Annotated in this window: 26 protein-coding genes and 1 pseudogene; 15 read left to right on the forward strand and 12 right to left on the reverse strand. The window is 69.5% G+C overall.

Going from position 1 to position 24,232, the window contains the following annotated elements; all coding sequences use genetic code 11:
* Nucleotides 1-66: 66 nt before the first annotated feature.
* The 3 genes from JUB11_RS25795 to JUB11_RS25805 are packed head-to-tail and all read right to left on the reverse strand — an operon-like array spanning nt 67 to nt 3,088.
* Nucleotides 67-975, reverse strand: coding sequence for a hypothetical protein (locus JUB11_RS25795; protein ID WP_207461663.1), 909 nt, complete (start codon nt 973-975; stop codon nt 67-69).
* An 8-nt stretch (nt 976-983) separates the two neighbouring features.
* Nucleotides 984-1,943 carry a diacylglycerol kinase family protein gene (locus tag JUB11_RS25800; RefSeq protein WP_207461664.1) on the reverse strand — a complete coding sequence of 320 codons (960 nt, stop codon included), beginning with the start codon at nt 1,941-1,943 and terminating at the stop codon, nt 984-986.
* Nucleotides 1,940-3,088, reverse strand: coding sequence for a CDP-alcohol phosphatidyltransferase family protein (locus tag JUB11_RS25805; RefSeq protein WP_207461665.1), 1,149 nt, complete (start codon nt 3,086-3,088; stop codon nt 1,940-1,942). Before JUB11_RS25805 ends, JUB11_RS25800 begins: the two co-directional genes overlap by 4 nt.
* Before the next feature lie 41 nt (nt 3,089-3,129).
* On the opposite strand from JUB11_RS25805, the gene JUB11_RS25810 reads away from it, so the two are divergent.
* Both JUB11_RS25810 and JUB11_RS25815 read left to right on the forward strand, forming a co-directional pair.
* Nucleotides 3,130-4,077 (forward strand): metallophosphoesterase, encoded by a 948-nt coding sequence (locus JUB11_RS25810; RefSeq protein WP_207461666.1) that lies wholly within the window; start codon nt 3,130-3,132, stop codon nt 4,075-4,077.
* Nucleotides 4,078-4,178: 101 nt separating this feature from the next.
* On the forward strand, nt 4,179-4,394 hold the full coding sequence (locus JUB11_RS25815) for a hypothetical protein (RefSeq protein ID WP_207461667.1): 216 nt from the start codon (nt 4,179-4,181) through the stop codon (nt 4,392-4,394).
* Nucleotides 4,395-4,436: 42 nt separating this feature from the next.
* On the opposite strand, the gene JUB11_RS25820 is transcribed toward JUB11_RS25815, so the two are convergent.
* A complete protein-coding gene (locus JUB11_RS25820; RefSeq protein WP_207461668.1) occupies nt 4,437-4,934 on the reverse strand; it encodes a DUF2141 domain-containing protein in 498 nt (165 codons plus the stop codon).
* Between the two features lie 174 nt (nt 4,935-5,108).
* Here JUB11_RS25820 and JUB11_RS25825 point away from each other — a divergent pair, with 174 nt between their 5' ends.
* From JUB11_RS25825 to JUB11_RS25860, 8 genes are all read left to right on the forward strand, one after another.
* Complete coding sequence (locus tag JUB11_RS25825; RefSeq protein ID WP_207461669.1) at nt 5,109-5,552, forward strand: HIT family protein; 444 nt, start codon at nt 5,109-5,111, stop codon at nt 5,550-5,552.
* A gap of 82 nt (nt 5,553-5,634) precedes the next feature.
* Nucleotides 5,635-6,828 (forward strand): LptF/LptG family permease, encoded by a 1,194-nt coding sequence (locus tag JUB11_RS25830; RefSeq protein WP_207461670.1) that lies wholly within the window; start codon nt 5,635-5,637, stop codon nt 6,826-6,828.
* Nucleotides 6,825-7,889, forward strand: a complete 1,065-nt coding sequence (lptG, locus tag JUB11_RS25835; RefSeq protein WP_207461671.1) for an LPS export ABC transporter permease LptG — start codon at nt 6,825-6,827, stop codon at nt 7,887-7,889. Before JUB11_RS25830 ends, lptG begins: the two co-directional genes overlap by 4 nt.
* Before the next feature lie 37 nt (nt 7,890-7,926).
* Nucleotides 7,927-8,715: a sterol desaturase family protein gene (locus JUB11_RS25840; RefSeq protein WP_247887325.1), complete on the forward strand. Its 789-nt coding sequence runs from the start codon at nt 7,927-7,929 to the stop codon at nt 8,713-8,715.
* The gene (locus tag JUB11_RS25845) at nt 8,712-9,905 is read left to right on the forward strand and encodes a dATP pyrophosphohydrolase (protein ID WP_247887326.1); all 1,194 of its coding nucleotides are present in this window, start codon (nt 8,712-8,714) and stop codon (nt 9,903-9,905) included. The genes JUB11_RS25840 and JUB11_RS25845 overlap by 4 nt, the downstream gene beginning before the upstream one ends.
* Nucleotides 9,902-10,690: an NTP transferase domain-containing protein gene (locus JUB11_RS25850; protein ID WP_207461672.1), complete on the forward strand. Its 789-nt coding sequence runs from the start codon at nt 9,902-9,904 to the stop codon at nt 10,688-10,690. Before JUB11_RS25845 ends, JUB11_RS25850 begins: the two co-directional genes overlap by 4 nt.
* 45 nt (nt 10,691-10,735) lie before the next feature.
* The gene (locus tag JUB11_RS25855) at nt 10,736-11,239 is read left to right on the forward strand and encodes a hypothetical protein (RefSeq protein ID WP_207461673.1); all 504 of its coding nucleotides are present in this window, start codon (nt 10,736-10,738) and stop codon (nt 11,237-11,239) included.
* A gap of 47 nt (nt 11,240-11,286) precedes the next feature.
* Complete coding sequence (locus JUB11_RS25860) at nt 11,287-11,451, forward strand: hypothetical protein (RefSeq protein WP_207461674.1); 165 nt, start codon at nt 11,287-11,289, stop codon at nt 11,449-11,451.
* Nucleotides 11,452-11,551: 100 nt separating this feature from the next.
* On the opposite strand, the gene JUB11_RS25865 is transcribed toward JUB11_RS25860, so the two are convergent.
* Nucleotides 11,552-12,307, reverse strand: a complete 756-nt coding sequence (locus tag JUB11_RS25865; protein WP_207461675.1) for an NTP transferase domain-containing protein — start codon at nt 12,305-12,307, stop codon at nt 11,552-11,554.
* 205 nt (nt 12,308-12,512) lie between these two features.
* Here JUB11_RS25865 and JUB11_RS25870 point away from each other — a divergent pair, with 205 nt between their 5' ends.
* The 3 genes from JUB11_RS25870 to JUB11_RS25880 all read left to right on the forward strand — a co-directional run bounded on the left by JUB11_RS25870 (nt 12,513) and on the right by JUB11_RS25880 (nt 17,046).
* On the forward strand, nt 12,513-13,535 hold the full coding sequence (locus JUB11_RS25870) for a hypothetical protein (RefSeq protein WP_207461676.1): 1,023 nt from the start codon (nt 12,513-12,515) through the stop codon (nt 13,533-13,535).
* Nucleotides 13,536-13,714: 179 nt separating this feature from the next.
* Complete coding sequence (locus JUB11_RS25875; protein WP_207461677.1) at nt 13,715-14,104, forward strand: response regulator; 390 nt, start codon at nt 13,715-13,717, stop codon at nt 14,102-14,104.
* A 113-nt stretch (nt 14,105-14,217) separates the two neighbouring features.
* Nucleotides 14,218-17,046: a PAS domain S-box protein gene (locus JUB11_RS25880; protein ID WP_247887327.1), complete on the forward strand. Its 2,829-nt coding sequence runs from the start codon at nt 14,218-14,220 to the stop codon at nt 17,044-17,046.
* Here the strand turns inward: JUB11_RS25880 and pncA are convergent.
* The 3 genes from pncA to JUB11_RS25895 all read right to left on the reverse strand — a co-directional run bounded on the left by pncA (nt 17,039) and on the right by JUB11_RS25895 (nt 19,155).
* Nucleotides 17,039-17,674, reverse strand: a complete 636-nt coding sequence (gene pncA, locus JUB11_RS25885; RefSeq protein ID WP_207461678.1) for a bifunctional nicotinamidase/pyrazinamidase — start codon at nt 17,672-17,674, stop codon at nt 17,039-17,041. The two genes, JUB11_RS25880 and pncA, sit on opposite strands and share 8 nt — an antisense overlap.
* A 48-nt stretch (nt 17,675-17,722) precedes the next feature.
* A complete protein-coding gene (locus tag JUB11_RS25890; protein WP_211112617.1) occupies nt 17,723-18,349 on the reverse strand; it encodes a MarC family protein in 627 nt (208 codons plus the stop codon).
* A gap of 89 nt (nt 18,350-18,438) precedes the next feature.
* Nucleotides 18,439-19,155: a gamma-glutamylcyclotransferase gene (locus tag JUB11_RS25895; RefSeq protein WP_207461679.1), complete on the reverse strand. Its 717-nt coding sequence runs from the start codon at nt 19,153-19,155 to the stop codon at nt 18,439-18,441.
* Between the two features lie 169 nt (nt 19,156-19,324).
* On the opposite strand from JUB11_RS25895, the gene JUB11_RS25900 reads away from it, so the two are divergent.
* The gene (locus tag JUB11_RS25900) at nt 19,325-20,206 is read left to right on the forward strand and encodes an alpha/beta hydrolase (protein ID WP_207461680.1); all 882 of its coding nucleotides are present in this window, start codon (nt 19,325-19,327) and stop codon (nt 20,204-20,206) included.
* 3 nt (nt 20,207-20,209) lie between these two features.
* Here JUB11_RS25900 and arsB read toward each other — a convergent pair whose 3' ends face one another.
* The 4 genes from arsB to JUB11_RS25920 all read right to left on the reverse strand — a co-directional run bounded on the left by arsB (nt 20,210) and on the right by JUB11_RS25920 (nt 23,110).
* A complete protein-coding gene (arsB, locus tag JUB11_RS25905; protein WP_207461681.1) occupies nt 20,210-21,286 on the reverse strand; it encodes an ACR3 family arsenite efflux transporter in 1,077 nt (358 codons plus the stop codon).
* Between the two features lie 15 nt (nt 21,287-21,301).
* The gene (gene arsC, locus JUB11_RS25910) at nt 21,302-21,736 is read right to left on the reverse strand and encodes an arsenate reductase (glutaredoxin) (protein ID WP_207461682.1); all 435 of its coding nucleotides are present in this window, start codon (nt 21,734-21,736) and stop codon (nt 21,302-21,304) included.
* On the reverse strand, nt 21,733-22,116 hold the full coding sequence (locus tag JUB11_RS25915) for a metalloregulator ArsR/SmtB family transcription factor (RefSeq protein WP_207461683.1): 384 nt from the start codon (nt 22,114-22,116) through the stop codon (nt 21,733-21,735). The genes arsC and JUB11_RS25915 overlap by 4 nt, the downstream gene beginning before the upstream one ends.
* Before the next feature lie 364 nt (nt 22,117-22,480).
* The gene (locus JUB11_RS25920) at nt 22,481-23,110 is read right to left on the reverse strand and encodes a hypothetical protein (RefSeq protein WP_207461684.1); all 630 of its coding nucleotides are present in this window, start codon (nt 23,108-23,110) and stop codon (nt 22,481-22,483) included.
* 244 nt (nt 23,111-23,354) lie between these two features.
* Between JUB11_RS25920 and JUB11_RS25925 the strand changes: the two are divergent.
* A pseudogene (locus JUB11_RS25925) lies at nt 23,355-24,132 on the forward strand (IS5 family transposase); the annotation flags it as partial.
* Nucleotides 24,133-24,232: the final 100 nt, after the last annotated feature.

Consider the following 24,232-nt stretch of genomic DNA (forward strand, 5'->3'; position numbering starts at 1 on the left):
GTTTCGGTAACGCGCCGGAGCCGTCTTATTCGCCCTCTTCCCTCGCGGGGAGAGGGCGAAGCCTTTTCAGCGGATCACGCCATCGCGGTAGAGGCGCCAGAGCAGCACCGGGGAGGCGAGGATCGGATGCCGCCGTTGCCAGGCGGTGACCCGCACCGGGCGGCCGGCATGCCGCTCCAGCTTCCAGAGGATGTAGTCGGCGCCATTCTCGAAGGTGAAGGCCGCCTTGGCGAGCCGCACGATATTGAGAAATTTGCCGGCGACGCGCCGCCGCGCCCAGCCGCGCCGCGCGCTGTCGCGTTCCCGTGGCCCCACGGCCTCGCCGGCGAGTGCCAGCTCCATCAGCCGGTCGTAGCGCGCCGCCGCCCACTCGTAGACGACGTTCGGCCGGTTGCCGCGCTCGGCCCGCAGCTCGGCGCCGTAGGTATGCTGGAACAGGATGGTCCAGCACACCCCTGGGCTCGTCCCCGCTGGGCTCAGCCGGGCCGCCCAGCGCGCCGCCGTGACCACCGCCCGCGACACGGCGGAGACGGCGAGCCGCCGGCTGTCCCCGTCGCGGGCGTACAGCAGGGCCGCCGGCTGGCAGAAGCGCGCCCAGATCGTGGTGTCCATGCCCCGGCCCCGCACAGCGCGGGCGAAGGCGGCCGTCCCCATGACCGCGACCTTGGCCCGCACCACGCCTCCCTCGAAGGGCGCCTCCAGGTAGGAGACGGTCGGCGGGACCAGCGCGTTCAGCAGCGCCGGCACCGCCCGCCCGTGATAGGCGCGCAAGGCGTCGGTCAGCACATAGACGTCCAGGATGCCCGTGGCGTCGCCCGTGCGCAGGCAGGAGCCGTAGAAGAGCACCGCCGCGACGGCATCGCCGTGGCGGGCGACGATGGCGTCGGACAGCACCCGCGCCTCCGCCATGGCCGGGCGGTCCAGCTCCCCGGCGATGACGGCTTCGACCTCCCGGATGCCGTCCGGTCCCATCATGCCGCCGTTCATGGCGTGACGAACCCGACCCGCCGGTCGGCCGACAGGGTGATGCCGGCCGGGCCGGGGTCGAACAGCTCGCCGTCCACCACGAAGGGCGAGGACAGCGCCAGCGCCAGCCGGTCCGCCCGGCCGCTGGTGTAGCTCGACTCGGTCATCCAGGGGCGCGGGCGGCCGCGCAGCACCGGCACGAGCGCCCGCATCAGCCGGCGCGGCGGCGCCAGCACGTCGAGCCAACGCAAGGAGCCCTTCCCCTCGCCCCAGAAGGGGCGGATGCCCAGCGCCAGCCGGTCGAAGGTGCTGGCGAGCGTCAGGAAGCGGCGGCCGGGGCGTTGGGGTGCGCCGTCCAGCGCCAGGCTCATCTCCTCCCCCGCCAGCATGTCCCGCCGGCCCTTGCCGACAAGGATGGAGGCGGCGGCGGCGGCGATGGTCAGCGCCACGGCGGGGCCGCTGTTGATGCCCGCCGCGTGGACATGGCTGTAGGCGAGCTTCGTGCCGGTGGAGAAGGCCCCCGCGCCGAACAGGAAGCCGCTCATCCGCCGCTCCGGCGCGTCCGTCCAGGCGATCTCCATCACCGGCGCCTCGACCCGGCCGAGGCTGCGTTGCCGTGCCGCGTCCAGCAGCCGCGCCAGCCCCTCGCCGCCGCGCCCGGCCGATCCCAGGACGCGAGCGGCGAGGTTCGTCTTGCCCGCCGGCAGCAGGGCGATGTCGGGCCAGGACTCCCCATAGGAGCGGGGCAGGGCGGTCAGCACCTCGCGGATGGTGCCGTCGCCGCCATGGACGCCGATCACGCCGACCTCGCGCCGGTGGAATTCGGCCAGGGTCTCCTGCAGCTCCGCCGGGGTGCCGGGCTGGGCGTAGAGCAGGCCGGGGAAGCCGGCGGCCACCGCGGCGAAACCGCTCCCCTTCCGCGCGGCCCGGCGGTTGGCGAGGCTGCGCGGGTTGCTGATGACGCCGACGCGGATCATCGCGCCAGCCAGGATACCAGGGGGCCGCGCCGCCGAGCGAGGAAGGCCTGCACGATCTGCAACGTGTGGACCCCCAACGAGATCACCGTCCACCAGGCGACCGCGATCATGCCGAGGTCCGGACGTCCGGCCAGGGCACCGAGCGTCAGCAGCAGCAGGTTCGGGTTGCGCCGCGCCGTGATCAGACGGAACCAGCTGTCGAAGGGGCGCCAGATGTGCATCTCCAGCTTGAACAGGCCGATGAACAGCCCCTCCTCCAGCCGTTGCGCCACATAGCCGCCGAAGACGATGGCGAGCATCAGCCAGGGCTGCTCCAGCGCCAGCCCGACGGTGCCCAGCCCGACGATCCAGGCCCAGTACCAGAAGGGCGGGTGGACGAGGTCGATGCCGTGGTCGAAGACGTTGCCGAGCTTCGTCGAGGTCAGGGTGACGCGGGCGAGCTTGCCGTCCACCGTGTCGAGGAAGGTCATGCCCCAGGCCATGAGGAGGCCGGGCAGGAACCATCCATGCCAGAAGGCCCACATGGCCCCCAGCACCAGGAGCAGGCTGACCCAGGTGACCGCGTTCGGCGTGATGCCCATGTCGGCGCACCAGCGCGTGACGCGCAGCGCCGGGGCGGGCCAGACATATTTGGTGACGAGGTCGGTGACACCCTTGTAGGAACCGGAGAACATCCGCTTCTCCACCGCCGGCAAGGTCTCCGCCGTGAGGTGCAGCAGGTAGGGCGCCTCCCGCTTGCGCAGGGCGTTGTTGTAGGCGGAGCTGAGTTCGCCGGGGCTGACGATCCGCAAGCCCTCCGGCAGCGGCGCGCCATCGGCGAGCGCGCGGGCCGTGGCCTCGGCCAGTTCGGCGCGGACGGCGGCGGCGACCGGGCGGCCCGAGTCGGTGGTCAGCACCGTGTCGGCGGCGCGGGCGAGGTCGGCGACCAGCACCGCGTCGAAGACATGGTCGTCGCGGATCAGCAGATGGCGGCGGCCGGGCTCGGCCGTCCCCGTCCAGGCGGCGGTCTCCTCCACGCCCGCGCGGCGCAGCGCCCGGCGCAGCCGTTCGGACGAGGTCATGCCCCACAGCCGCACGGGGCTGTCGCCGATGATGCGGGCGACCGGCCCACGGTCGGACTCGACAGCGGGGCGGCCGTCGGTCATTGGATTGTCAGCACTCACACCCACGGGACGTCTTCCTTCTCATGCGGCCGGCCTATCGCTTCGCGCATTTCTCCGATCCGCATCTGCCTCTTCCCGACGGCTGGCCGGCACCGTTGCGCCATCTCGCCGGAAAGCGACTTTTAGGTTTTGCGTCATGGCGGCGCAAGCGCCACCAGATCCACCGCCCCGAGGTTCTCGCCGCCCTGGTGGAGGACGTCGCCCGCCACGCCCCCGATCACCTCGCCGTGACGGGCGATCTGGTGAACATCGCGCTGCCCGAGGAGTTCGTCCTGGCCCGCGCCTGGCTGGAGGGGCTCGGCGCCCCCGACCACGTCACGGTGGTCCCCGGCAACCACGACGCCACCGTTGTGGTGCCCGAGTCGCGGGGCATCGGCCTCTGGCGGCCCTGGATGACCGGCGACGCTGCCGGGAACGGTGGAGGAGACGCGGAGGAGGGGACCGTCGCCTTCCCCTTCGTTCGGCGCCGCGGCCCTGTCGCCTTCGTCGGCGTCTCCACCGCCGTGCCCAGCCTGCCCCTGCTCGCCATCGGCACGGTTGGCCCGGCCCAGCTCGAACGGCTGGAAGCGACGCTGACGGAGCTCGGGCGCGAGGGCCTGTTCCGCGTCGTCCTCATGCACCATGCTCCGCTCATCGTCCGCGGCAACGCCCGCAAGGCGCTGACCGACCGCAAGCGCGTGCAGGCCCTGCTGGCCCGCACGGGTGCCGAGCTGGTTCTGCATGGCCACTACCACCAGGGCAACCTCTGCCACCTGCCAGGCCCCGGCGGCCGCGCCATCCCCGTCGTCGGGGTGGCCTCCGCCTCCGCCACGCCGATCCTCGGCCTGCCCCCCGCCCAATGGGCGCAGTTCACCGTGACCGAACAGCCCGGCGGCGGCTGGCGCCTCTCGGCCCTGATCCGCAGCTACGCCGACGGCGCGTTCCGCGACGAATCGCGGTTCGCGGTGGGGTATGACGAAGCGGGCTCGTGATCCTGCCCTGACGTGACCAGCGGCGGGCGTCGAGCGGACCCATTCCCGCCCCGCCCGTGTTTCCCCCGAAATGTCCCGGCGTCGAGAGAGGACCACCGCCCATGCGCAGCACCGACAAGATCATCCGGCTCGCGGAAACGGGTGTGAACCTGACGGTGGACGCGTCGGGGCGTTCGGCGGAGAGCCTGTTCCGGATCGCGCAGGCATCGCGCCAGGCCGGCGGCTACCTGACCGTGATCAACACGGAAAAGATCGACACCGAGGATCTGGTCAAGCTCGCCCGCTTCGGGCTGGGCGCCATCACCATCGCCGTGTGAGGGCGCCGCCTGGACGCCAGGTCCGGCCCCCGGTGCCGACCCTCAGCGGTAGCGCATCGCGATGTCCTGCTGCTGGTCGCCGGGTGCCGCGGTGAAGCGGACCGACTCGTAGCTCGGCAGGCCGAAGGTGGCGGGGGCGTCGTGGGAGAAGCCGAAGCCCTCGGCGGGAAGGCCGACGAGATTGCGGTTGAAGTCCTCGTCGCCGTTTTCGTCGTGATAGACGGCGATGCCGTAGCTCGCCTGCGGCGGCACGGCGAGGCAGACCTCCGTCCGTCCCTCCGCCGCGGGCACGCGGACGCGCGCGAGCTTGCGGCCGGAGGCCAGGAAGTCCGACGGGTTCTCGCCATAGACGGTGACCACCACCCGGCCTTTGCCGCTGCGCACGCCGGTCACCGCCACGTGCAGCCGCACTTGGTCGGAGGCGTCGCCGCAGGCCGCCGCCTTGCCGGACAGGGTGGCCTTTTCGGGTTCCGCGGCCCCGGCCGGGGCGAGGGCCAGGAGGGGGAGAAACAGGGCGAGGGTCGGGAGGCGCGGGATCATGCGTGGTCCAGTCGTGTCCATATCGCGTCGGCACCGGGTCGGCGTCTTGTGGCCGGCGGCCGTTTCCCCGTTCTAGGCCAGGGCGGCCGGCCGGGGTTGTTTGATTTGCGTGTCGCCGCCCGTCGGCATAAATAGGGGGCAACCATAGTTGGGAACGGGGCTCTGTCCAGTACCATGTCCAACGCGACGATGCAGAAATTCGGGTATCCGCGCACGCTGGTGGCGGAGACGTCGCATTGGGCCGTGCTGGTCCGGCCGCAGCAGCCGACGCTCGGCTCGCTGGTGCTGGCCTGCCGGGAGCCGGCGACGGCCTTCGGCCAGCTCGGCGCCGAGGCCTTCGCCGACCTCCGCACGGCCGTGGCCGGGTTGGAGCGGATGCTGACGGACTTCGTCGCCTATGAGAAAATCAACCATCTCATGCTGATGATGGTCGATCCGGACGTGCATTTTCACGTCATCCCGCGTTACCAGGGGGTGCGCCGCTTCGGCGGGCTGGACTTCCCGGACGAGGGCTGGCCCGCGGTCCCCGCCCTTGGCAAGGCCGTGACCCCGGACGAGGACACGCTCGGCCAACTCGTCGCGGAGCTGCGCGCGCGCTGGGTGGCCGCCACCGCCTGACGGCCCGACAAGCCTGGCCCGCCGGGCCTGCTCCACCAACGATCCCGCGGCGGTCCCGGCCGCCGCCCCGATGAGTCCCGCCTTGCGCCTGATCGACCGCTACATCCTGCTCCAGACGGCCAAGCCGCTCGGCATCTCGCTGGCGGTCGTGCTGGTGGCGATGCTGCTGGAGCGCATCCTGCGGCTGTTCGACCTCCTGGCCCAGACGAGCGCCGCCTTCGGCCCGATCCTGGCGATGGCGGCGAACCTCGTCCCGCATTACTTGGGCCTGGCCCTGCCGGCGGCCTTCTTCATCAGCTGCTTCCTGGTCGCCGCCCGTTTCAGCGAGGACAACGAGCTGGACGCGCTGCGCGACTGCGGCCTGTCGATCCGGCGCTTTTCCCGGCCCTTCCTGGGGCTCGGTGCCGTTCTGGTGCTGTTCAGCATCCTGCTGTACGGCTACATGCAGCCCTATTCCCGCTACGCCTACCGCGCGATCTTCTACGCCGTGACCAACGCCTCCTGGGACGCCACCGTCACCGAGGGCACCTTCATCAACGCCGGCAACGGCTACACCGTCTTCGCCGAGAAGGTGGACATGGGCGGGCAGACCCTGCGCAAGGTCTTCGTCCATGAGACTCAGCCGGACGGCGAGGTCTCCACGACCGCCGAGGAGGGCGCCCTGGCCTTGAGCGAGGACGGGTTCAACCTCGTCCTGCTGCTGCGCAAGGCGGTGCAGATCCGCACCGGCGCCGACGGGCAGCATTCCGTGTTGGCCTTCGACGCGCTGACGCTCAGCCGCCCCTTCTCGCGGGAGATCCCGCTGTTCCGTTCGCGCGGCGACGACGAGCGCGAGCTGACCATGGGCGAGCTTCGGGCGGAATGGGAGAAGCCCGCGCCGGGCGTGCCCGCCACCCAGCTCCGGTCGGAGTTCAACGCGCGCATCGTGCGGTCGCTGTCTCTGGTCTTCCTGCCGATGCTGGCGGTGCCGATGGGGGTGGGGGCGAAGCGGTCGCGGCGCTGGCAGGGCATCGTGCTCGCCGCCGTGATCCTGGTGGTCTACAACCACACGCTCCAGTTCGGCGAGAGCCTCGCCGACCTCGGCCGGGCCGACCCGATCCTGGCGCTCTGGGGACCCTTCCTGGTCTTCTCCACCCTGTGCGCGGCGATCTACCTCTACGCGGAGCGGCATCCCGGCGCCGACCCGTTCGGCGCCGTGTTCGACTGGCTGGACGGGCTGGTCGCCCGGCTGGGCCGTCTGATGCCCCGTGGCCTGCTGCGGAAGGCGCGCACATGACGCTCACCCGCTATTTCACCCGCGCCTTCGCCGGGCGCTTCCTGGCGGTGATCTTCGCCTTCGCCTCGCTGCTCCAGCTGCTCGACCTGCTCGACAAGGCCAGCCAGCTGCTGAAGCGCGGGCAGGGCATGGGGGGACTGGCCACCTATTTCGCGCTGCAGTTCCCGCTCTTCATCAGCCAGCTCGTGCCGATGGCGGTGCTGATCGGCGCGCTGCTGGCCTTCATGGGGCTGGCCCAGCACAACGAGATCGTGGCGCTGCGCGCCGCCGGCGCCTCGCCGCTGCGCCTGTTCCGCATCCTCGTGCCGACCGCCATCCTGGTGGCCGTCGCCCATTTCCTGCTGATCGACCAGGTGGCGCCGCGGGCCGAGCGGGCGCTCCAGGACTGGTGGATCTCCATCACCCCGCCGGAGGAGCGCAAGACACCGGAGCGCTACTGGATGCACACGGAGTCCAGCGTCCTGTCCTTCCGCCGGGTGGAGGAGGACGGGCGGCTGCTGCGCGGCGTGGTCGTCGTCCAGCTCGACGAGCGCGGCGTCGCGCGGGACCGCATCGCCGCGCGCGAGGCCGCCTGGGAGGAGGGGGGATGGGTGCTGCGCGGCGTGGACACGCTGACCCTGCGCGGCACGACCCAGCTCACCGCCTCCTCCGAGGCGCTGGCCTGGCCGAACGGGCCGACGCCGGAGAATGTCCTGCTGGTCAGCACCCCGACCGAGTTCCTGTCCCTGGACCGGCTCAGCGCCATCATAGCCGGAACCTGGTCCGGCACGCGCAACCGGGCCTTCTACCAGATGCAGTTCCAGAAGGCCTTCGCGGTCCCCGCGACCTCCATCCTGATGCTGCTGCTGGCCCAACCGGCGCTTCACGGCATCCGGCGCAGCAGCGCTTTCGGGGCGGGCGTCGCGCTTGGCCTCGTGCTGGGCTTGATTTTCCTCGTGTTTCAGGGACTCATGGCATCGCTCGCCGAGGCGGGCGTCCTGCCGCCCTTCCTGGCGGCCTGGGTGCCGCTGGCGATATTTTTCTGCATCGGCATCGCGCTGATCCTGCATCTTGAAGAGTGAGGCGCGACCGCGCCGGCAAGAGGTTCGAGGAAAGACCATGAGGCTATCCGGCTGGAAGGGACGGAGCTACGACCTGGGGCGGATGTCCCTGCGGGAGCTGTTCGTCGCCTACGCGACCTATCCCGCGATCCAGGTCTACGCCGTGATCACCGTCGTCGGGGCGATCCTGGCCGCCGCCTGGACGGAACGGCCGTGGCACACCGCGCTGACGGTGCTGGTCGTGGTGGCGCTCTACCCCTTCGTGGAGTACGGGCTGCACCGCTACATCCTGCACGCCCGCATCCTCTACAAGTCGCCGCTGACGGCATCGCTGTGGAAGCGCGTGCATTTCGACCACCACCAGGACCCGCACAAGCTGGACGTGCTGTTCGGCTCGCTGACCAACACGCTGCCGATGCTGGTCGGCGTCTCGGTGCCGGTCGGGCTGGCGGTGGACGGGGCGGCCGGCGGGGCGGCGGCGCTCGCCACCGCGACGCTGCTGATGTCCGTCTACGAGTTCTGCCACTGCATCCAGCATCTGAACTACCAGCCGAAGAGCCGCCTGCTGCGCCGGATGAAGCAGCGCCACCTCGCCCACCATTTCCACGACGAGAACGGCAATTACGGCATCACCGGCTTCGTGATCGACCGGGCACTCGGCACCTATTACGACAGCCCGCAGGAGCGCCCGCGCAGCCCGACCGTCTTCAACCTGGGCTACGACGTCGCGGAATCGCAACGCTATCCCTGGGTAGCGGAGCTGACCGGCTCGCCCCCGCGCGACCGGCCGCCGAGCGCCAAGGAAACGCGGGAGCCGCGCGGCGGGGACGAGGCCGTCGCGAATTGACGGTCGAATTGACGGCCCCCTCCGACCGGCCGAGGCCTCCCGGAGCGGGGGACGGCGGGCTGGAGATCCGGCCCGTCGAGACCCGCGCCGGCCTCGACCGCTTCATCCGCCTGCCCTTCGCGCTGCACCGCGGCGACCCCCACTGGGTGCCGCCCCTGATGATGGAGCGGCGCGGCGCCCTGTCGCCAGACAAGAACCCCTTCTTCCGCCACGCCGAGACGCGCTTCTGGATCGCCAGCCGCGCCGGGCGCGACGTGGGCCGCATCAGCGCGCAGGTGGACCGCCTCGCCCTGGCGCCGCCCGGCCTGGAGACGGGCGGGCCGATCGGCCATTTCGGCCTGCTGGCGGCCGTGGACGACCCGGCCGTGGTCGCGGCGCTGACGGCCACCGCCGAGGACTGGCTGCGCGGGCGCGGCATGGCGCGCGTCCTCGGCCCCTTCAACCTCTCCATCAACGAGGAGACGGGGCTGCTGGTGGACGGCTTCGACACGCCGCCCATGCTGATGATGGGGCATGACCGGCCCTGGCTCGGCCCACATCTGGAGGCCGCCGGCTACGCCAACGCCAAGGACGTGCTGGCCTACATCAGCGAGGGTGACCTGCCGCAGGCCCTGCGCAAGCGGCTCGACCGGCCCCTGCCGCCGGACGTCACCGTCCGCCCCCTGCGCATGGCCGAATACCGGCGGGAGATCGACCGGCTGGTCGCCATCTTCAACGACGCCTGGAGCGGGAACTGGGGCTTCGTCCCCATGACCGAGGCCGAGGTGGACCACATGGCCACGCAGATGAAGCCGCTGATCCACGAGCGGCTGGTCTGGTTCGCCGAGGTCAAGGGGGAGCCCGCCGCCTTCATCGTCTGCCTGCCCAACCTGAACGAGGCCATACGCGACCTGAACGGCAGCCTCTTCCCGCTGGGCTGGGCGAAGCTGCTCTGGCGGCTGAAGGTTAAGCGGCTGGAGACCGGGCGCGTGCCCCTGATGGGCGTGCGCCGGCAACACGCCAGCAGCTTCCTCGGCAGCACCCTCACCTTCGTCCTTATGCACCGGCTGCGGCAGGAGGCGGTGAGGCTCGGCATGAAGCGGATGGAGATGTCCTGGGTGCTGGAGGACAACAAGCCCATGCGCCACATCGCCGAGGTGCTCGGCGGGCGCGTCTACAAGACCTACCGGATCTACGGGAAGAGCCTGTGAGCGAGACCATCACCGCCATCGTCCTGGCCGGCAGCCGCGGGCCGGCCGACCCCGTGGCCGCCGACGCCGGCGTGTCCCACAAGGCCATGGCCACGGTCGGCGGCGTGCCGATGCTGGTGCGGGTGGTCCGCACGCTGCTCGCCGTGCCGCGCGTCGGCCGCCAGATCGTCGTGATCGAACGGCCGGAGCTGGTGCTGGACCATCCCGAGCTGGCGCCGCTGGTGGCCGCTGGCCGCCTGTCGGTGGTGCCCGCCGCCCCCTCGCCGAGCCGCAGCGTGCTGGCGGCCCTCGACTCCGTACCCGATTCCTTCCCCTGCCTCGTGACCACCGCCGACCACCCGCTGCTGACCCCGGCGATGGTCGAGCATTTCTGGACCCATCTGCCGGAGGGTGCCGCCGCCGCGGCCGGCCTCGCCCGGTCGGAGACCATCCAGGCCGCCTACCCGGAGACCCGGCGCACCTACCTGCGCTTCCGGGGTGCCGCCTACAGCGGCTGCAACCTCTTCGCCTTCCGGAGCGAGGCCGCGCGCGGCGCGGTGACCTTCTGGCGCCGCGTCGAACAGGATCGCAAGAAGCCCTGGCGGATGATCCGCCTGCTCGGGATCCCCGTCCTGCTGTCCTTCCTGCTCGGCCGCCTCACCATCGCCAGCGCGCTGGACCGGCTCGGCCGGCTGACCGGCGCCCCGCTGGGCATCGTGGACATGCCCTTCGCCGAAGCCGCCATCGACGTGGACAAGCCCTCCGACCGCGCGCTGGCCGAGGCGATCCTGGCGGGGCGGGGGTAGCGGGGCCACTAGCGTGATGTGCGCTGGAGATGTACTCATGTGTGCATGTTCGCTTCGCTTCTTGGCTCCGGCCACTTCCCCTCGCTGGCTATGGAAGAGGACAAGGATGGCATCGGCTGGATGATCTCCGTGCCGATTGCCGCCTGCCTGCTGACCCAGCGAGAGGTCTATGTGGACTCACGATTGGTTCCAGCGGATTACGCTGGGCAATCCTGCTGGGAGTTTTCGTTCGAAATCGCCGTGGTTTCATTGGATGAAAGCTATGAGTCCTTCACGACGCAGGACCATTCCATAGCCAAGAATTACATTCCGGACGAGGTCCGTCCCATGGTGATGGTAATCGTGAACCGGGCGTGTTCATTGTTGTTGAATGAACAAGCGCCGGAGCGAGTCTATTTTGTAACGAAAGGGCGCAACGTTCCTGAGAAGGGCCTGCAAAAATACTGGATTTTGATGAGTACTCTTGAGGCTTGTGGCTATGAGGAAATCGAGCATGGAACCGATCCGGCGGGGCGCACGTTCTGGGTCATGGACCGAATGGGATCTTGACTCGCCACTGGGTTCGCTGAAATTCTGAACTCAGAAGGGGTTCATCAATGCTCGCTCGAAAAAAGCAGACCAAGTCGGCGGATATGAATGGCTACCTCAGCCCGAACGTCTATGAGGGAAAGCGCCCGATGAGCGCTGCCGAAGCCGCACGGCGTCGCGAGGGCATGGAGAAGCGCCTCCAGGACCTCAACGAGCAGCAGGACACGAAGTAAACTCTGGCGCCTGTTCACGAGAAAGCCCCGCTTTGGCGGAGCTTTGCGTTTCCGGAGGGTGGGAGTGCCGCCCGAGCCGAAGGGCGGCCCTCTCCGCGTTTCAGCGCTTCCCGTCGAACCGTCCGGACGCCACCCAGCCCTCGGCGAGCTGCCCGGCGCGGTCCACGTCGGCGAGGAAGTCCACCTCGCCCCACTCGCTGCCCTCGATGGAGACGACGCCGACGCGGTCGGTGCGGGACAGCCGGTCGATGGCCGACAGGTACCAGCGGCGCACGCCGTCCGGCTCGCGCAGCACGGTGTCGAGCATGCGCAGGAAACGGGCGCCCCCGTCCTCGCGGAACAGCAGCATGCCGATGGACTCGCCGTCCACCGTGTCGAGCGGCAGGGCCTTGCCGATCTCCACCAGCCGCTCGCCGTCCAGACGCACCTTCATGTCGTCGGCGTCGTAGCGCTCCTTGCGGTCGATGGTGACGGTCACCGGGCCGGTGGCGCCGGCCAGCAGCTTCGCCAGCACCGCCGGCTCGAACAGCGTGTCGCCGTTCAGCAGGACGAAGTCGCCGGTCATCTCGTGCCGGACGACGAAGCAGCTCCCGACATTGTCGGCGACGGCGTAGAAGGGGTTGTACAGGGTCTTCGCCCGGATGCCGGGGATCTCCATGTCGGCCAGCGCGTAGTCCACCGCCTCCGCGGCGAAGCCGACGACGATGGTGGCCTCCGTCACTCCGTTCGCGGCGAGCGCGCGGAGCTGCCATTCCAGCAGCGTGCGGCCGGCGAGCGGCAGGAGACATTTGGGCTGCGATTCCGTCAGCGGCAGAAGCCGCTTGCCCTGGCCCGCGCTGAGAATGATTGCCTTCACTGAAAGCCCCATAGAGTGATCCGCCTGTGGTCCGGAGCGGACGCACGGCCCCCTTTTACCCGTCCCGGCGGCGCGGTTCCAGGCATTCGCGGCCCCGCCGCCCGGTGCCGGAGACTCTGTCCCAGGGATGGAACAGGCCCAACGGCCCGCCGCCGCTAGGATGGCCGGCCCAAAGCCCGCCCGAATTGTGAAGGAACCTCGTGCCATGATCCCCGCCATCCCCTTCCTTCTCGCAGCCGGCCTCACTCTCCCGGCGTCGGGGGCCGAGGCCGCCGCCTGCCCGATGCCGTCCGAGCGCGAGGTGGCGGCGGAGGCCCTGTCGCGGCCGGGCGCCGCCGCCGGGGCGGAGGACGCCATTCTCGCCATCCTGCTGCGCGAACGGCTGAACTGCGATGCGCGCATGGCCTGCACCCTCGCTGCCGAGGCCGCCGCCGGGGATGCCGGCAGCCTGACGGCGCTGGACTGCCGGGCCGAAGGCACCGGCGCGGCGGTCCGCTACCGCGTGGCGGCGGGGACGGCGCCGGGAGCGGTGGAGCGGCTGTGCAGCGACCTCTCCGCCGGCCGCCTCGGCGAGGACCGGCTGGCCTTGCCGTCCGACCTCATCCCCGCCCTGGGCGAACGTTGCGGCCCGGAACTGGACGCCTTGCGCGCGGCCAGCCGGCTGGAGGACGCCGGCGTCGTCGCCTCCGACCTGCCGCGCATCCGCGCCCTGGCCGAGGCGCCGGCCGCCTCGCCGGAGGAGCAGGAGAACGCCCGGCTGGCGAAGGAGGCCATGCGCCTCCTGACGGCGCCGGCGGAGGGCGCCGGCCAGTCGCTCTTCATGCTGAAGGCGCTGAAGTCCTTCATGGAGTCCGGCCGCGCCTACGACGAATGTGGCGTGCGCGACGCCCAGGGGATGATCGACGCCAAGGTGAACCCGCTGCTGGACGCCCTCCAGCAGCAGGTGGAAATCCAGGTCGCGCAGAACCCGGGCTTGGCCGACGCCCTGCGGGCGGCGGAGGCGGACCCCAGCACCGAATCTCCCGGCCTGGCGGAGGGCTTGGCCGCGATGTGGGAGGCGTCCTCGCTCTACAACCGCCTGTTGAACCCGCTCCGCTCCCTCGCCGACCGGCTGGTCGCCGGGGTCTATCGCGGTTCGGCGGCGGAGCAGGGCGTGCAGTGGAGCAACGAACAGGTCGCCGACGCCTGCGCCTTCATCCAGCAGCGCCTCGGCGCCGGGGCTGAGTAGGAGTCCTCCGCCGATCGCGGATCATGCCGTGGATCGCCTCAACCGGGAGAGCGGAAGCCCGGGTCCTGGAGAATTACCGGTAGCGGGCTCGGTGCCGTGGTGACGCACATCAATGAGCAGGCGTCACAAGGGTTGTAATCTGCCTCCCAGCAGGCAGACCAAACCTCCCGGAAAAATTCATGCACACGCCCGCCCATGTTCTGTTGGCCGAGGACGAAGCCCTTGTGGCGGCCCTGGTGTCCGATCTTCTCGAGGAGCAGGGGCATCGCGTGACGCTTGCCCGCAACGGGCAGGAAGCCATGGACATCGACGGCCTGGACCCGGCGGACATGCTGATCACGGATCTGCGGATGCCGGTCCTCGATGGACACACGCTCATTCAGCTGATCCGGCTGAACAGGCCGAACCTACCGGTCATCGTCACGACCGGGTACAACGAGTGGATTCCCGCCGAGGAGGAGAACCAGCTCGTCGTCTTTCACAAGCCCTACAGCTACGCTCTCATGCTCCAGGCCGTCGCCTTCCTTCTCGCGGCGCGGGCAAGGGCGGCACCGGAGGCCGGCGCCTAAAGGACTCGTCACGGATCTGCCTCTCGGCCATGCCGCCCGCGCCGAATCGCTCCCTGCGGCGTTAATGTCCCACCATGGACAGGACCGCGGGGGCGGGGGAGCGGGTGGACAGGATGCATGATCGGCTTGAATGGCTGCGGAACGGCGGCGGCATGGCCGGGCGCATCCGCGCCCATGACTGGTCCCGCACATCCCTCGGCCCCGTCGGGTCCTGGCCACAGAGCCTGCGGACGGCGGTCGGGATCATGCTCAGCACCCGCCACCCGGTCTTCATCTTCTGGGGTCCGGCGCACGCCTGCCTCTACAACGACGCCTACGCCGCCTCGCTCGGGCCGGAGAAGCACCCGGCCATCCTGGGCATGCCGGGCCGGGACGCCTTTCCGGAGGCCTGGCCGCTCATCGGCCCGCAGATCGACCAGGTGATGGGCGGGGGCGAGCCGACCTGGCACGAGGACCACCTGATCCCCATCACCCGCTACGGCCGGCGGGAGGACGTCTACTGGACCTACAGCTACGGCCCGATCGACGAGCCTGGAGCGCCCAACGGCGTCGGCGGCGTGCTGGTCCTCTGCACGGAGACGACCCGGTCGGTCGTCGCCCGCCGGGTGAGCGAGGAGCGGTTCCGGGTACTGGCGGAGGCCAGCTCGCAGGTCTTCTTCCGCATGAGCCCGGACTGGTCCGAACTGCGCCAGCTCAGCGGCGGCGGCTTCCTCGCCGACACGCGGGAGCCGAGCGGGAACTGGGGCTGGATGGACGCCTACATCCATCCGGAAGACCGGGAACGAGGCCGCGCGGCCATCGACGAGGCCATCCGGACCCGCAGCCCGCTGGAACTGGAGCACCGGGTCCGGCGGGCGGACGGCACCCTGGGCTGGACGCTCTCGCGTGCCGTGCCGATTCTCGACGCCGAGGGCCGGATCACGGAATGGTTCGGGGCGGCCAGCGACGTGACGGCGCGCCGCAACGCCAAGGAGGCGCTGCGCCGCAGCGAGGCGCGGCTCGCCGCCATTTTCACCCGCGCGGCGGTCGGCCTATCGGAGGTGGCGCCGGACGGGCGCTTCCTGCGGGTGAACGACGAACTCTGCCGCCTTCTCGGCCGCCCCCGCGAGGAGCTGCTGGGCCTGAAGGTCACCGACGTCACCCATCCCGACGACGTGCCGGCAAGCCTCGCCTCCATGGAGCGGGCCTTGCGGACGGTGGAGACCGTATCGCTCGACAAGCGCTACCGGCGGCCGGACGGAAGCCTGCTCTGGGCGAACAGCAGCCTCACCTTTATCGAGGGGGACGGCATCGAGGGGACTGGCATTGAAGGGACCGGCATCGCAGGGAGCGGCGAAGGGCAGGGCGGAATGGAAAGCCGTTTCCTGGCGGTCACGGTCGACCTGACGGCCCGGCGCGAGGCCGAGGCCGCCCTGCGCGAGAGCGAGGCGCGCTTCCGCCTGATGGCGGAGGTCGTTCCCCCCATCATCTGGATCACCGACGCCGAGGGGCGGGTGGAGTTCCTGAGCCGCAAGTGGGAGGATTACACCGGCGGGGCGGAGCGGCCGGCGACGGTCGACGCCTTCGCCGAGCGGATCCATCCCGACGACGTGGCACCGACGATGGAACGCTTCGACGAGGCGCGGCGCACGGGCGGTACCTTCATCACCGAACACCGCCTTCGCGCCGGGGACGGCGGCTACCGCTGGTTCCTGGTGCGGGGCGAGCCCTACGGCGACCCCGGCGGCGGCCAGCCCCTGCGCTGGTTCGGCGCCTCGGTCGACATCGACGGGCTGAAGGAGGCGGAGGCGTCGCTGCGGGCGTCGAACGAGGAGGCCGAGCGGGCGCGGGCCGAGGCCGAGGCGGCGAACGCCGCCAAGACACGCTTCCTGGGGGCGGTCAGCCACGACCTGCGCCAGCCCGTCCAGGCGGCCAAGCTCTTCATCGGCATCATGAAGCAGCAGCCCCTGGATCCGGCCGTGCGCGACCTCCTGAACCCGCTGGCGGACAGCATCGCCAACCTGTCCGGCATGCTCGAAGGGCTGCTCCAGGGGGCGCGGCTGGAGGCCGGCCTCATGCAGGCGAAGATCCGCGAGTTCGAACTGGACGACCTGCTCCACCGGCTGCACGGCGAGTTCGAGGTGGTGGCGCGCAAGTCGCGGCTGCGGCTCTGGGTGCCGCCGGCCCGCTGGACCGTCTCCTCCGACCCGCTCCTGGTCGAGCTGATCCTGCGCAACCTGCTGTCCAACGCCATCAAGTTCACGGAGGAGGGCGGCGTCACGGTCGAGACGCGCGAGCAGGACGGGATGGTGGAGGTGTCGGTGATCGACACCGGGCGGGGCATCCCGGCGGACCAGATCGGCCGCGTCTTCGAGGAATACCACCAGGTGGGGGAGGCGGCCGTCGGCCGGGACCGCGGTTTCGGCATCGGGCTGTCCACCGTGCGGCGGGTCGCCGACGTGCTGGGCGCAGCACTGGAGATACGGTCGGAACCCGGCCGGGGCTCGACCTTCACGGTCCGGCTGCCGCTCGCCCGGCAGGCGGCGGCGGAGACGCCGGAGGCGGGGGCGCCGGGCGCCTTCGCCGGCCGTTCCGCCATCGTCATCGACGACGAGCCGCTGATCCTCAAGGGCATGGAGCTGACGCTGCGCGCCATGGGGTTCGAGGTCCACGCCGCCAGCACGGTGGGCGAGGCGGCGTCCCTGCTGGACGGGCTGAACCGGAATCCCGACGCGGTGGTGGCGGATTACGGGCTGGCGCGGGGGGAGGTCGGCACCGACGCCATCGCGCTCGCCCGGCGGCGCAACCCCGCCGTCGCCGCCGTGCTGGTGACGGGGGAGACGGCGCCGGAGCGGCTGGCCGAGGCGAGGCGCAGCGGCTACAGCCTGCTGCACAAGCCGGTCGACCCGGACAGGCTGCGCGACCTTCTGGCGGCCCTGATGCCGGCGGGACGGCTCAGCTGACCGCGCCGGCCGCCGTGAAGGCCACGCCCAGCCCGGCCATGCGCTCCTTCGCGGCGGCGAGCGAGCCGTTCAGGTCGATAGCGCGGCAGGCATCCTCGATCAGCACCGCCTCGAAGCCGCAGCGCACCGCGTCCTCGGCGGAATAGGCGACGCAGAAGTCCAGCGCCAGCCCGGCCAGGAAGACGCGGCGGAAGCCGCGCTCGCGCAGATAGCCGGCGAGCCCCGTCGGCGTCCGCCGGTCGTTCTCGTAGAAGGCCGAATAGGAGTCGATCATCGGGTTGAAGCCCTTGCGGACGATCAGCTCGGCCCGCCTCAACTCCAGCGCGGGGTGGAACTCGGCGCCCGCGCTGCCCTGCACGCAATGGTCCGGCCACAGCACCTGGGTGCCGTAGGGCATCTCCGTGCTGTCGAAGGGCGCCTTGCCGGGATGGGAGGAGGCGAAGGACCCATGCCCGGCCGGGTGCCAGTCCTGGGTCAGGACGGTGGTCGGGAAGATCCGGGACAGCCGGTTCGCCAGCGGCACGACCGCGTCGCCGTCCGGCACGGCCAGAGCACCACCGGGGCAGAAGTCGTTCTGGATGTCCACCAGGATCAGCGCGTCGCCGGGCCGAATCGCGATCTCTTCCATCCTGCCTCGCTCCTTCTCTTTCAAGCCGCCTCTTTCAAGCCGCGCCGGTCACTGAGGCGGGTAGACCGCCGTGATGCCGGAAATGATGGTCTGGGCGGCCAGTGCCGCCAGCACGATGCCGAGCACGCGGGTGACCGTGTGGATCACCGTGCGGCCGAGGATCCGGTTCATCACGTCGGCCACCAGCAGCGACACGGCGATCAGCACCAGCGTCAGCGCGGCGGCCCCCAGCACCAGCGCCTGCCCGCCGGCGCTGCCGCCGTAGCGGTCCATCAGCAGCAGGGTCGAGGTGATGGCGCCCGGCCCGGCGATCAGCGGGATCGCCAGCGGGAAGACGGCGAGGTCGTGCGCCTCCTCGTCCGTGCGGGCGGCGGTGGCCGTGCGCTCCTTGCGTTCCCCGCGCGCCTGGAACAGCATCTCGAAGGCGATCCAGAACAGCAGCGCCCCGCCGGAGATGCGGAAGGCCGGCATGCCGATGGACAGCGCCTCCAGCACCATCTTCCCGAAATAGGCGAAGAAGACGATGATCGCGAAGCTGATGGCCGGGCCGCGCAGCGCGATCATGCGCTTGCGCCGGCTGTCGAAATCGCGCGTCAGCCCGAGGAAGACCGGCACCAGCCCGACCGGGTCGGTGACGACGAGGAAGATCACGAGGGCGCTGACGAAATCGTCCAAGATCGAAGTCTCCGCTTACGAACCGCGTTCCGGCCGCGTCATGCGGCGCATGCCGGAAGGCTATAATGCGGGACGGGCGTCCGCTGCAGTCAGACCTTCGGCGTGGTGGGGTCGCCGGCGTGCGCGCCGGGTGGTTCGGCCTTGAGGGCGCGGACGCGGGCGGCGAGGTTTTCCAGGTGGCTGTCCTCCAGCCCCAGCTCGCGCAGATGGTCGGCGGTGCTCAGCAGGTAGCTGGCGCAGCTGCCGATGGTGCCCGCGGCCCGGGCGATCAGCCCGGCGGCCTCCTCCTCGCCGACCGGGCCGGCGTAGCGGGGGTGGCCGCGGTCGGCCACGAAGGTCAAGGCGCGGAACCGGCCGTCGTCGCTTTCCAGCGTCACCCAGCGCGCGGCGTAGGACCCCGTCGTCATCTCCCGCACCCAGACCAGCGGCAGTTCGGTCATCACCTCCGAGGCCGGGATGCGGAAGGCGACGCCCCGGCAGGACCCGCCTTCGTCCAGCGCCAGCATCAGCCCCGGATTGTCCAGCGAGCCGCGCCCCATCCGCAGCCACAGGCAGAAGCGCCGGTGCCAGCCGTCGAGCCGGGCGATGCGCTTGTCGGAATAGCGGATCGCCGGGTTCCAGATCAGGGACCCGTAGCCGAACAGCCAGACGTCGCTGCGCCCGTCCCATTCCGACAGGCCCTGCCGCAGGGATTCCGCAAGCTCCGCGTCGCTCAGCGCGCGGTGGTCGGGGAGGCCGCAGGCGGATTCCCGCCGGATGAAGTCGAGGATCTCCCCGCTCGCCAAGCTGTCCCGTGTGATCTGCATCTTCGCCCTGACGCTTCCCGTTCCTCTTCCACCAGTCTCCGGCATCGCGCGGGCCACGGCAAGGCCCCCCGCCGCAACGCGGCGATCCACGTCACGACGCGCCAGGCGGGAACTTTCCGCTCCCCTCCCGCATATCCATGGAGGATCGGGATTGCCGGGGAGATGGCCGATGACGGAGCCGAAGGACGACCTTGGCAACAGGAGGAGGGCCGGAGGCGTTCCGGCGGAGGTCCGGCTGCACGCGGTGGAGGCCGGTCCGCCGGACGGGCCGCTGGTGATCCTGCTGCACGGCTTCCCCGAATTCAGCCACGGCTGGCGCCGGCAGGTCGGACCGCTGGCCGAGGCCGGTTTCCGCGTGCTGGCGCCGGACCAGCGCGGCTACAACCTCAGCGACAAGCCGGGGCGGGTGGAGGATTATCGCATCGACCGGCTGGCCGGCGACGTGCTGCGGCTGGCCGATGGGGCGGGGCGGCAGCGCTTCTCCGTCGTCGGGCACGACTGGGGCGGCATCGTCGCCTGGTGGCTGGCGATCCACCATCCCGACCGGCTGGAGCGCGCCGCGATCCTGAACGCCCCGCATCCCGCGACCCTGGCGCGCCACATGGCCGCCCACCCGACCCAGCTCCTGCGGAGCTGGTACGTGGCCTTCTTCCAGATCCCCGGCCTGCCGGAACGGCTGGCCACCGCCGCCCGCTTCCGTCTGCTGGAACGCTCGATGCGCTCCTCCAGCCGGCCGGGCACCTTCACGGAGGACGACCTCGCCCGCTACCGCGCGGCCTGGGCGCAACCGGGCGCGCTGACCGCCATGATCGACTGGTACCGCGCCCTGCGGCTGAACCCCAGGCCCTCCACGGACCGTGTCCGCGTGCCCACCCTGGTGATCTGGGGCGACCGCGACGCCTTCCTCGACCGCCGCCTCGCCGAGGCGGCGGCAGCGCTGTGCGACGACGCGCGGGTGGAGCATCTGGACGCAGCCACCCATTGGGTCCAGCACGAGGAGCCGGAGCGGGTCAACTGCCTGCTGATCGGCTTCCTGCGGGGCGGAGGGTGATCCTCAGCCCCGTGCGCCCGCCTCGTACCAGCCGCGCGTGGCCTTGACGATGCGCACGACCGACAGCATCACCGGCACCTCGACCAGCACGCCGACCACCGTGGCGAGTGCGGCGCCCGAATCCAGCCCGAACAGGCTGATGGCGGCGGCGACCGACAGCTCGAAGAAGTTCGACGCGCCGATCAGCGCCGCCGGGGCGGCGACGCACCAGGCCACGCCGAAGCGGCGGCTCAGCCAATAGGCGATGCCGGCGTTGAGATAGACCTGGATCAGGATCGGCACGGCGAGCAGGGCGATCACCACCGGCTGGGCCAGGATGCGCTCCCCCTGGAAGCCGAACAGCAGCACCAGCGTCGTCAGCAGCGCCCCCAGCGACAGGGGCTGCAGCCGCGCGAGCGTGCGGTCCAGCGCGCCGGCGCCCCGCGCCGCCAGAGCCCGGCGCCAGAGCTGCGCCGCGATCACCGGCACGACGATGTAGAGCAGCACCGACAGCAGCAGCGTGTCCCAGGGCACGGTGACCGACGCCACCCCCAGCAGCAGCCCGACCAGCGGCGCGAAGGCGAAGACCATGATCAGGTCGTTCAGCGCCACCTGGCTCAGCGTGTAGTGCGGCTCCCCCTCGCACAGGTTCGACCAGACGAAGACCATCGCCGTGCAGGGGGCCGCCGCCAGCAGGATCAGCCCGGCGATGTAGGAGCCGATCTGGTCGGCCGGCAGCAGCGGCGCGAAGAGATGGCCGATGAAGACCGTGCCGAGCAGCGCCATGGAAAAGGGCTTCACCGCCCAGTTCACGAACAGCGTCACCCCGACGCCCCGCCAGTGCCGGCGCACCTGTCCCAGCGCGCCGAAATCGATCCGCAGCAGCATGGGCACGATCATCAGCCAGATCAGCAGCGCGACGATCAGGTTCACTTGCGCCAGCTCCGCCCCGGCGATGGCGCCGAACAGGCCGGGCCAGAGCCAGCCCAGCCCGACCCCGGCAACGATGCAGAGCAGCACCCAGACCGTCAGGTGGCGTTCGAAGAAGCCCATGGCGGGCGGCGCCGCGTCCCGCGCGGCGGTCTCGGCGGTTGTGGTCATGGAGTCATCCCCGGTTCAGGTCAGGCGTCGGCCCGTCTCATCCACCACGCGCTCCCCGTCCTCCTTGGCGAAGGCGCCGCGCTGGCCGGCGGGGATCAGCTCGAGCACCGCCTCCGACGGGCGGCAGAGCCGCACGCCGAGCGGCGACACGACGATGGGCCGGTTGATCAGGATCGGGTGCGCCATCATGGCGTCGAGAAGCTGGCCGTCCGTCAGCGCCGGGTCGTCCAGCCCCAGCTCCGCATAGGGCGTCCCCTTCTCCCGCAGCACGGCGCGCACCGGCACGCCCATGCGGGCGATCAGCGAGGTCAGCAGCGCGCGGCTCGGCGGAGTCTTCAGATACTCCACCACATGCGGCTCGATCCCGGCGTTGCGGATCAGCCCCAGCGCGTTGCGCGAGGTGCCGCAATCGGGGTTGTGATAGATGATCAGGTCGGGCGTGTCGGTCATGGCATGTCCTTTTCCCTTTGGGGCTTTTCCGTGCGGGCGTCGTCCGCCGGGCAGCAGGGCGCGAGTTCCGCGAGCAACGGCCCGCACAGCTCCGCCCGCCCGCCGCAGCAATCCTTCAGCAGGAACAGCGTCAGCGCGCGCAGCCGCCCCAGGTCGGCCCGGTAGATGATCGACCGGCTGCGCCGCTCCGACCGGGCGAGCCCGGCCCGAGTCAGCACCGCCAGATGCGCCGACATGGTGTTCTGCGGCACGCCCAACTCCCGCGCCACATCCCCGGCCGCCATCCCGTCCGGCTCATGCCGCACGAGCAGCCGGAAACACTCCAGCCGCGTGGGCTGCGCGAGTGCCGCGAGGGCGTCGATGGCTTGAAGTGATTCCATGTATCGAGAATGATAGATATATGCGGCGGGCGCAAGCGGTTTGGGTGGGCGATGGCTTGGAACTTCAGGGAAGCGGAATGCCGGTTACCGCTTCAACTTTTCAAGACGGGGCAGTCAGGAAAGCCTAATTGCCCTGCGTTACGTCATAAAAGCTGTGGGAGCCTCCTAGTTTCCGGTTTCGAGAGGACCCTGATTGTGCCAGTATTTTCGTCGCAAGCGTAGCACTCAATTGTAAAGAACTCATTTAAGCCAGCTTCAATGCGGTGCGGAAGCGTTCCCTTCTGCTCTTTGATTGTTATTTGTTCACTGGGCGCTCTATGGAAGAATGGTGTTTTCCTTTTTCAGTTCGCTATTAAATGAATTTTTACTCAATATATAACCTCTTTAGGTTTATTCCTTTCAGGTCCTTAGAGTGCTTAAGCCGCCAGTACGCTTTTAGCTTCCGTAAGAAACGTCCTGTACTTCTAGGTTTTTTGGGGAAAGCACGCTTGCCCAGCTTTATTTCACGAAGATGCCTAATCGCACGATAGTAGCGTATTGGCGCATGGTCATCGAATGTAACATAAATGGTGTTTCCTATTTTTTCCCAAATAACAGCCACGCTTTTTGATGGAGCGAACTTGGCGTGTCTGATTCCATTTCCGTTGTGCATTAGCATCTGCCCTCTACTTGGAATAATATCAAATCTATTTTCATTAATATACTGCACTATGTCTGGGTTTGCGTGTAGCAAATCGCCCTTTTGGATATCTCCGCCATCTTTCTTTTGTATCTCCTCAATAATAGCCTGCAAAACGGAGAAGTGGGAAGGGTTTTGTCTTTTGAGGTTTTTAAGCCATTTATTTGCGTAAGCTCGGTTGCAAAACGTTATATTCACCTCAGGCATGCTGGTGGAGCCTGCTCCCTCCAAGTAGCCGTCAGAGAAAACTTCTATGACTTCATCATCGTCAAGAGGTTCCAGTTCCGTATGCGTGTTAATCTGCGTGCGACTCATGGCATTATCTTCACTTTTCTGAACCCCCGGTATCTTCGGCTTAGACGCGCTATAATTTTCCGCGGGAGACCCCGAATTGTTTTGCGATCTCGCTACCCGTCATCTGGGGTCTCGCGAGCATCGCTCGTGTGGCAATAATCTTCTTCGGTGTCAACTCTCTTAACAGGACGCGGAAAAGGGCTGTGCACGGCTGGGCGGTCGTGATTCTCTGCGGTCGAGGAGAATGCGGCCGGCGAGGGGGACGATGCGGGGATCGAACGAACGCAGCGAGAGTCTGTTCAGCTCAGTGAGCTGTGAGGCCCGTGTTCCAGCGAGCCACCCTCTACGACCGATCTGGGCCATGGTGGATGAAGCGCTGGAGGTGATGTCGCCAGCGTTGGAGGGGCTGTACTCCAAGTTCGGGCGGCCGTCGATCCCGCCGGAGAAGCTGCTGCGGGCGCTGCTGCTGCAGGCGTTCTACTCGATCCGCTCGGAACGCCAGTTGATGGAACAGCTCGACTACAACCTGCTGTTCCGCTGGTTCGTCGGGCTGTCGATGGACGCGCCGGTGTAGGACGTGACGATCTTCACCAAGAACTGCGACCGCTTGCTCGACGGTGACGTGGCGGCGAAGTTCCTGGCCGCCGTCCTGGCTCAGCCGCGGGTCAAGGCGCTGTTGTCGGACGAGCACTTCTCGGTGGACGGCACACTGATCGGTGAGCCATCGGGGCGCCATCGGTTCGAGCCCGATGGCGAACGGGGCGTCGGTGAAGAGCTTCCGGCCTAAGGACGGCAGTGGCGAGCCGCCGGGACCGGGACGCAACGGCGAACGCGACTTTCATGGTGAGAAGCGCTCCAACGAGACCCATGCCTCGACCAGCGATCCCGAGGCGCGGCTGTACCGCAAGGGCAACGGCCAGCCGGCGAAGCTGGCCTTCATGGGCCATGCCCTGATGGAGAACCGCCATGCCCTGGTGGTCGATGTCCGGCTGACGGCGGCCACCGGATTGGCCGAGCGCGAGGCGGCGGTGTCCATGGTTGAGGCCATCCCCGGGGGACTATCCGGAATTTCGTGCTCGGCGGGGGTATGCTGAGAACGGAAGGAGCCCCCGATGGCACGACGCAAAGAACCAATTATCCCCG

Origin of the sequence: Azospirillum sp. SYSU D00513 (genome assembly GCF_017356015.1) — a bacterium.
Classification (GTDB): domain Bacteria; phylum Pseudomonadota; class Alphaproteobacteria; order Azospirillales; family Azospirillaceae; genus Azospirillum.

Bases quoted from the DNA above. Each gene is read 5' to 3' on its own strand.
- JUB11_RS25860 (WP_207461674.1), top strand. From the start codon at position 11,287: ATGCTCGCTCGAAAAAAGCAGACCAAGTCGGCGGATATGAATGGCTAC.
- JUB11_RS25855 (WP_207461673.1), top strand. From the start codon at position 10,736: ATGTTCGCTTCGCTTCTTGGCTCCGGCCACTTCCCCTCGCTGGCTATG.
- JUB11_RS25895 (WP_207461679.1), bottom strand. From the start codon at position 19,155: ATGCAGATCACACGGGACAGCTTGGCGAGCGGGGAGATCCTCGACTTC.
- JUB11_RS25800 (WP_207461664.1), bottom strand. From the start codon at position 1,943: ATGATCCGCGTCGGCGTCATCAGCAACCCGCGCAGCCTCGCCAACCGC.
- JUB11_RS25815 (WP_207461667.1), top strand. From the start codon at position 4,179: ATGCGCAGCACCGACAAGATCATCCGGCTCGCGGAAACGGGTGTGAAC.
- JUB11_RS25900 (WP_207461680.1), top strand. From the start codon at position 19,325: ATGACGGAGCCGAAGGACGACCTTGGCAACAGGAGGAGGGCCGGAGGC.
- JUB11_RS25880 (WP_247887327.1), top strand. From the start codon at position 14,218: ATGCATGATCGGCTTGAATGGCTGCGGAACGGCGGCGGCATGGCCGGG.
- JUB11_RS25795 (WP_207461663.1), bottom strand. From the start codon at position 975: ATGATGGGACCGGACGGCATCCGGGAGGTCGAAGCCGTCATCGCCGGG.
- JUB11_RS25825 (WP_207461669.1), top strand. From the start codon at position 5,109: ATGTCCAACGCGACGATGCAGAAATTCGGGTATCCGCGCACGCTGGTG.
- JUB11_RS25805 (WP_207461665.1), bottom strand. From the start codon at position 3,088: ATGACCGACGGCCGCCCCGCTGTCGAGTCCGACCGTGGGCCGGTCGCC.
- JUB11_RS25915 (WP_207461683.1), bottom strand. From the start codon at position 22,116: ATGGAATCACTTCAAGCCATCGACGCCCTCGCGGCACTCGCGCAGCCC.
- arsC (WP_207461682.1), bottom strand. From the start codon at position 21,736: ATGACCGACACGCCCGACCTGATCATCTATCACAACCCCGATTGCGGC.
- arsB (WP_207461681.1), bottom strand. From the start codon at position 21,286: ATGACCACAACCGCCGAGACCGCCGCGCGGGACGCGGCGCCGCCCGCC.
- pncA (WP_207461678.1), bottom strand. From the start codon at position 17,674: ATGGAAGAGATCGCGATTCGGCCCGGCGACGCGCTGATCCTGGTGGAC.
- lptG (WP_207461671.1), top strand. From the start codon at position 6,825: ATGACGCTCACCCGCTATTTCACCCGCGCCTTCGCCGGGCGCTTCCTG.
- JUB11_RS25820 (WP_207461668.1), bottom strand. From the start codon at position 4,934: ATGATCCCGCGCCTCCCGACCCTCGCCCTGTTTCTCCCCCTCCTGGCC.
- JUB11_RS25810 (WP_207461666.1), top strand. From the start codon at position 3,130: ATGCGGCCGGCCTATCGCTTCGCGCATTTCTCCGATCCGCATCTGCCT.
- JUB11_RS25920 (WP_207461684.1), bottom strand. From the start codon at position 23,110: ATGAGTCGCACGCAGATTAACACGCATACGGAACTGGAACCTCTTGAC.
- JUB11_RS25870 (WP_207461676.1), top strand. From the start codon at position 12,513: ATGATCCCCGCCATCCCCTTCCTTCTCGCAGCCGGCCTCACTCTCCCG.
- JUB11_RS25840 (WP_247887325.1), top strand. From the start codon at position 7,927: ATGAGGCTATCCGGCTGGAAGGGACGGAGCTACGACCTGGGGCGGATG.
- JUB11_RS25875 (WP_207461677.1), top strand. From the start codon at position 13,715: ATGCACACGCCCGCCCATGTTCTGTTGGCCGAGGACGAAGCCCTTGTG.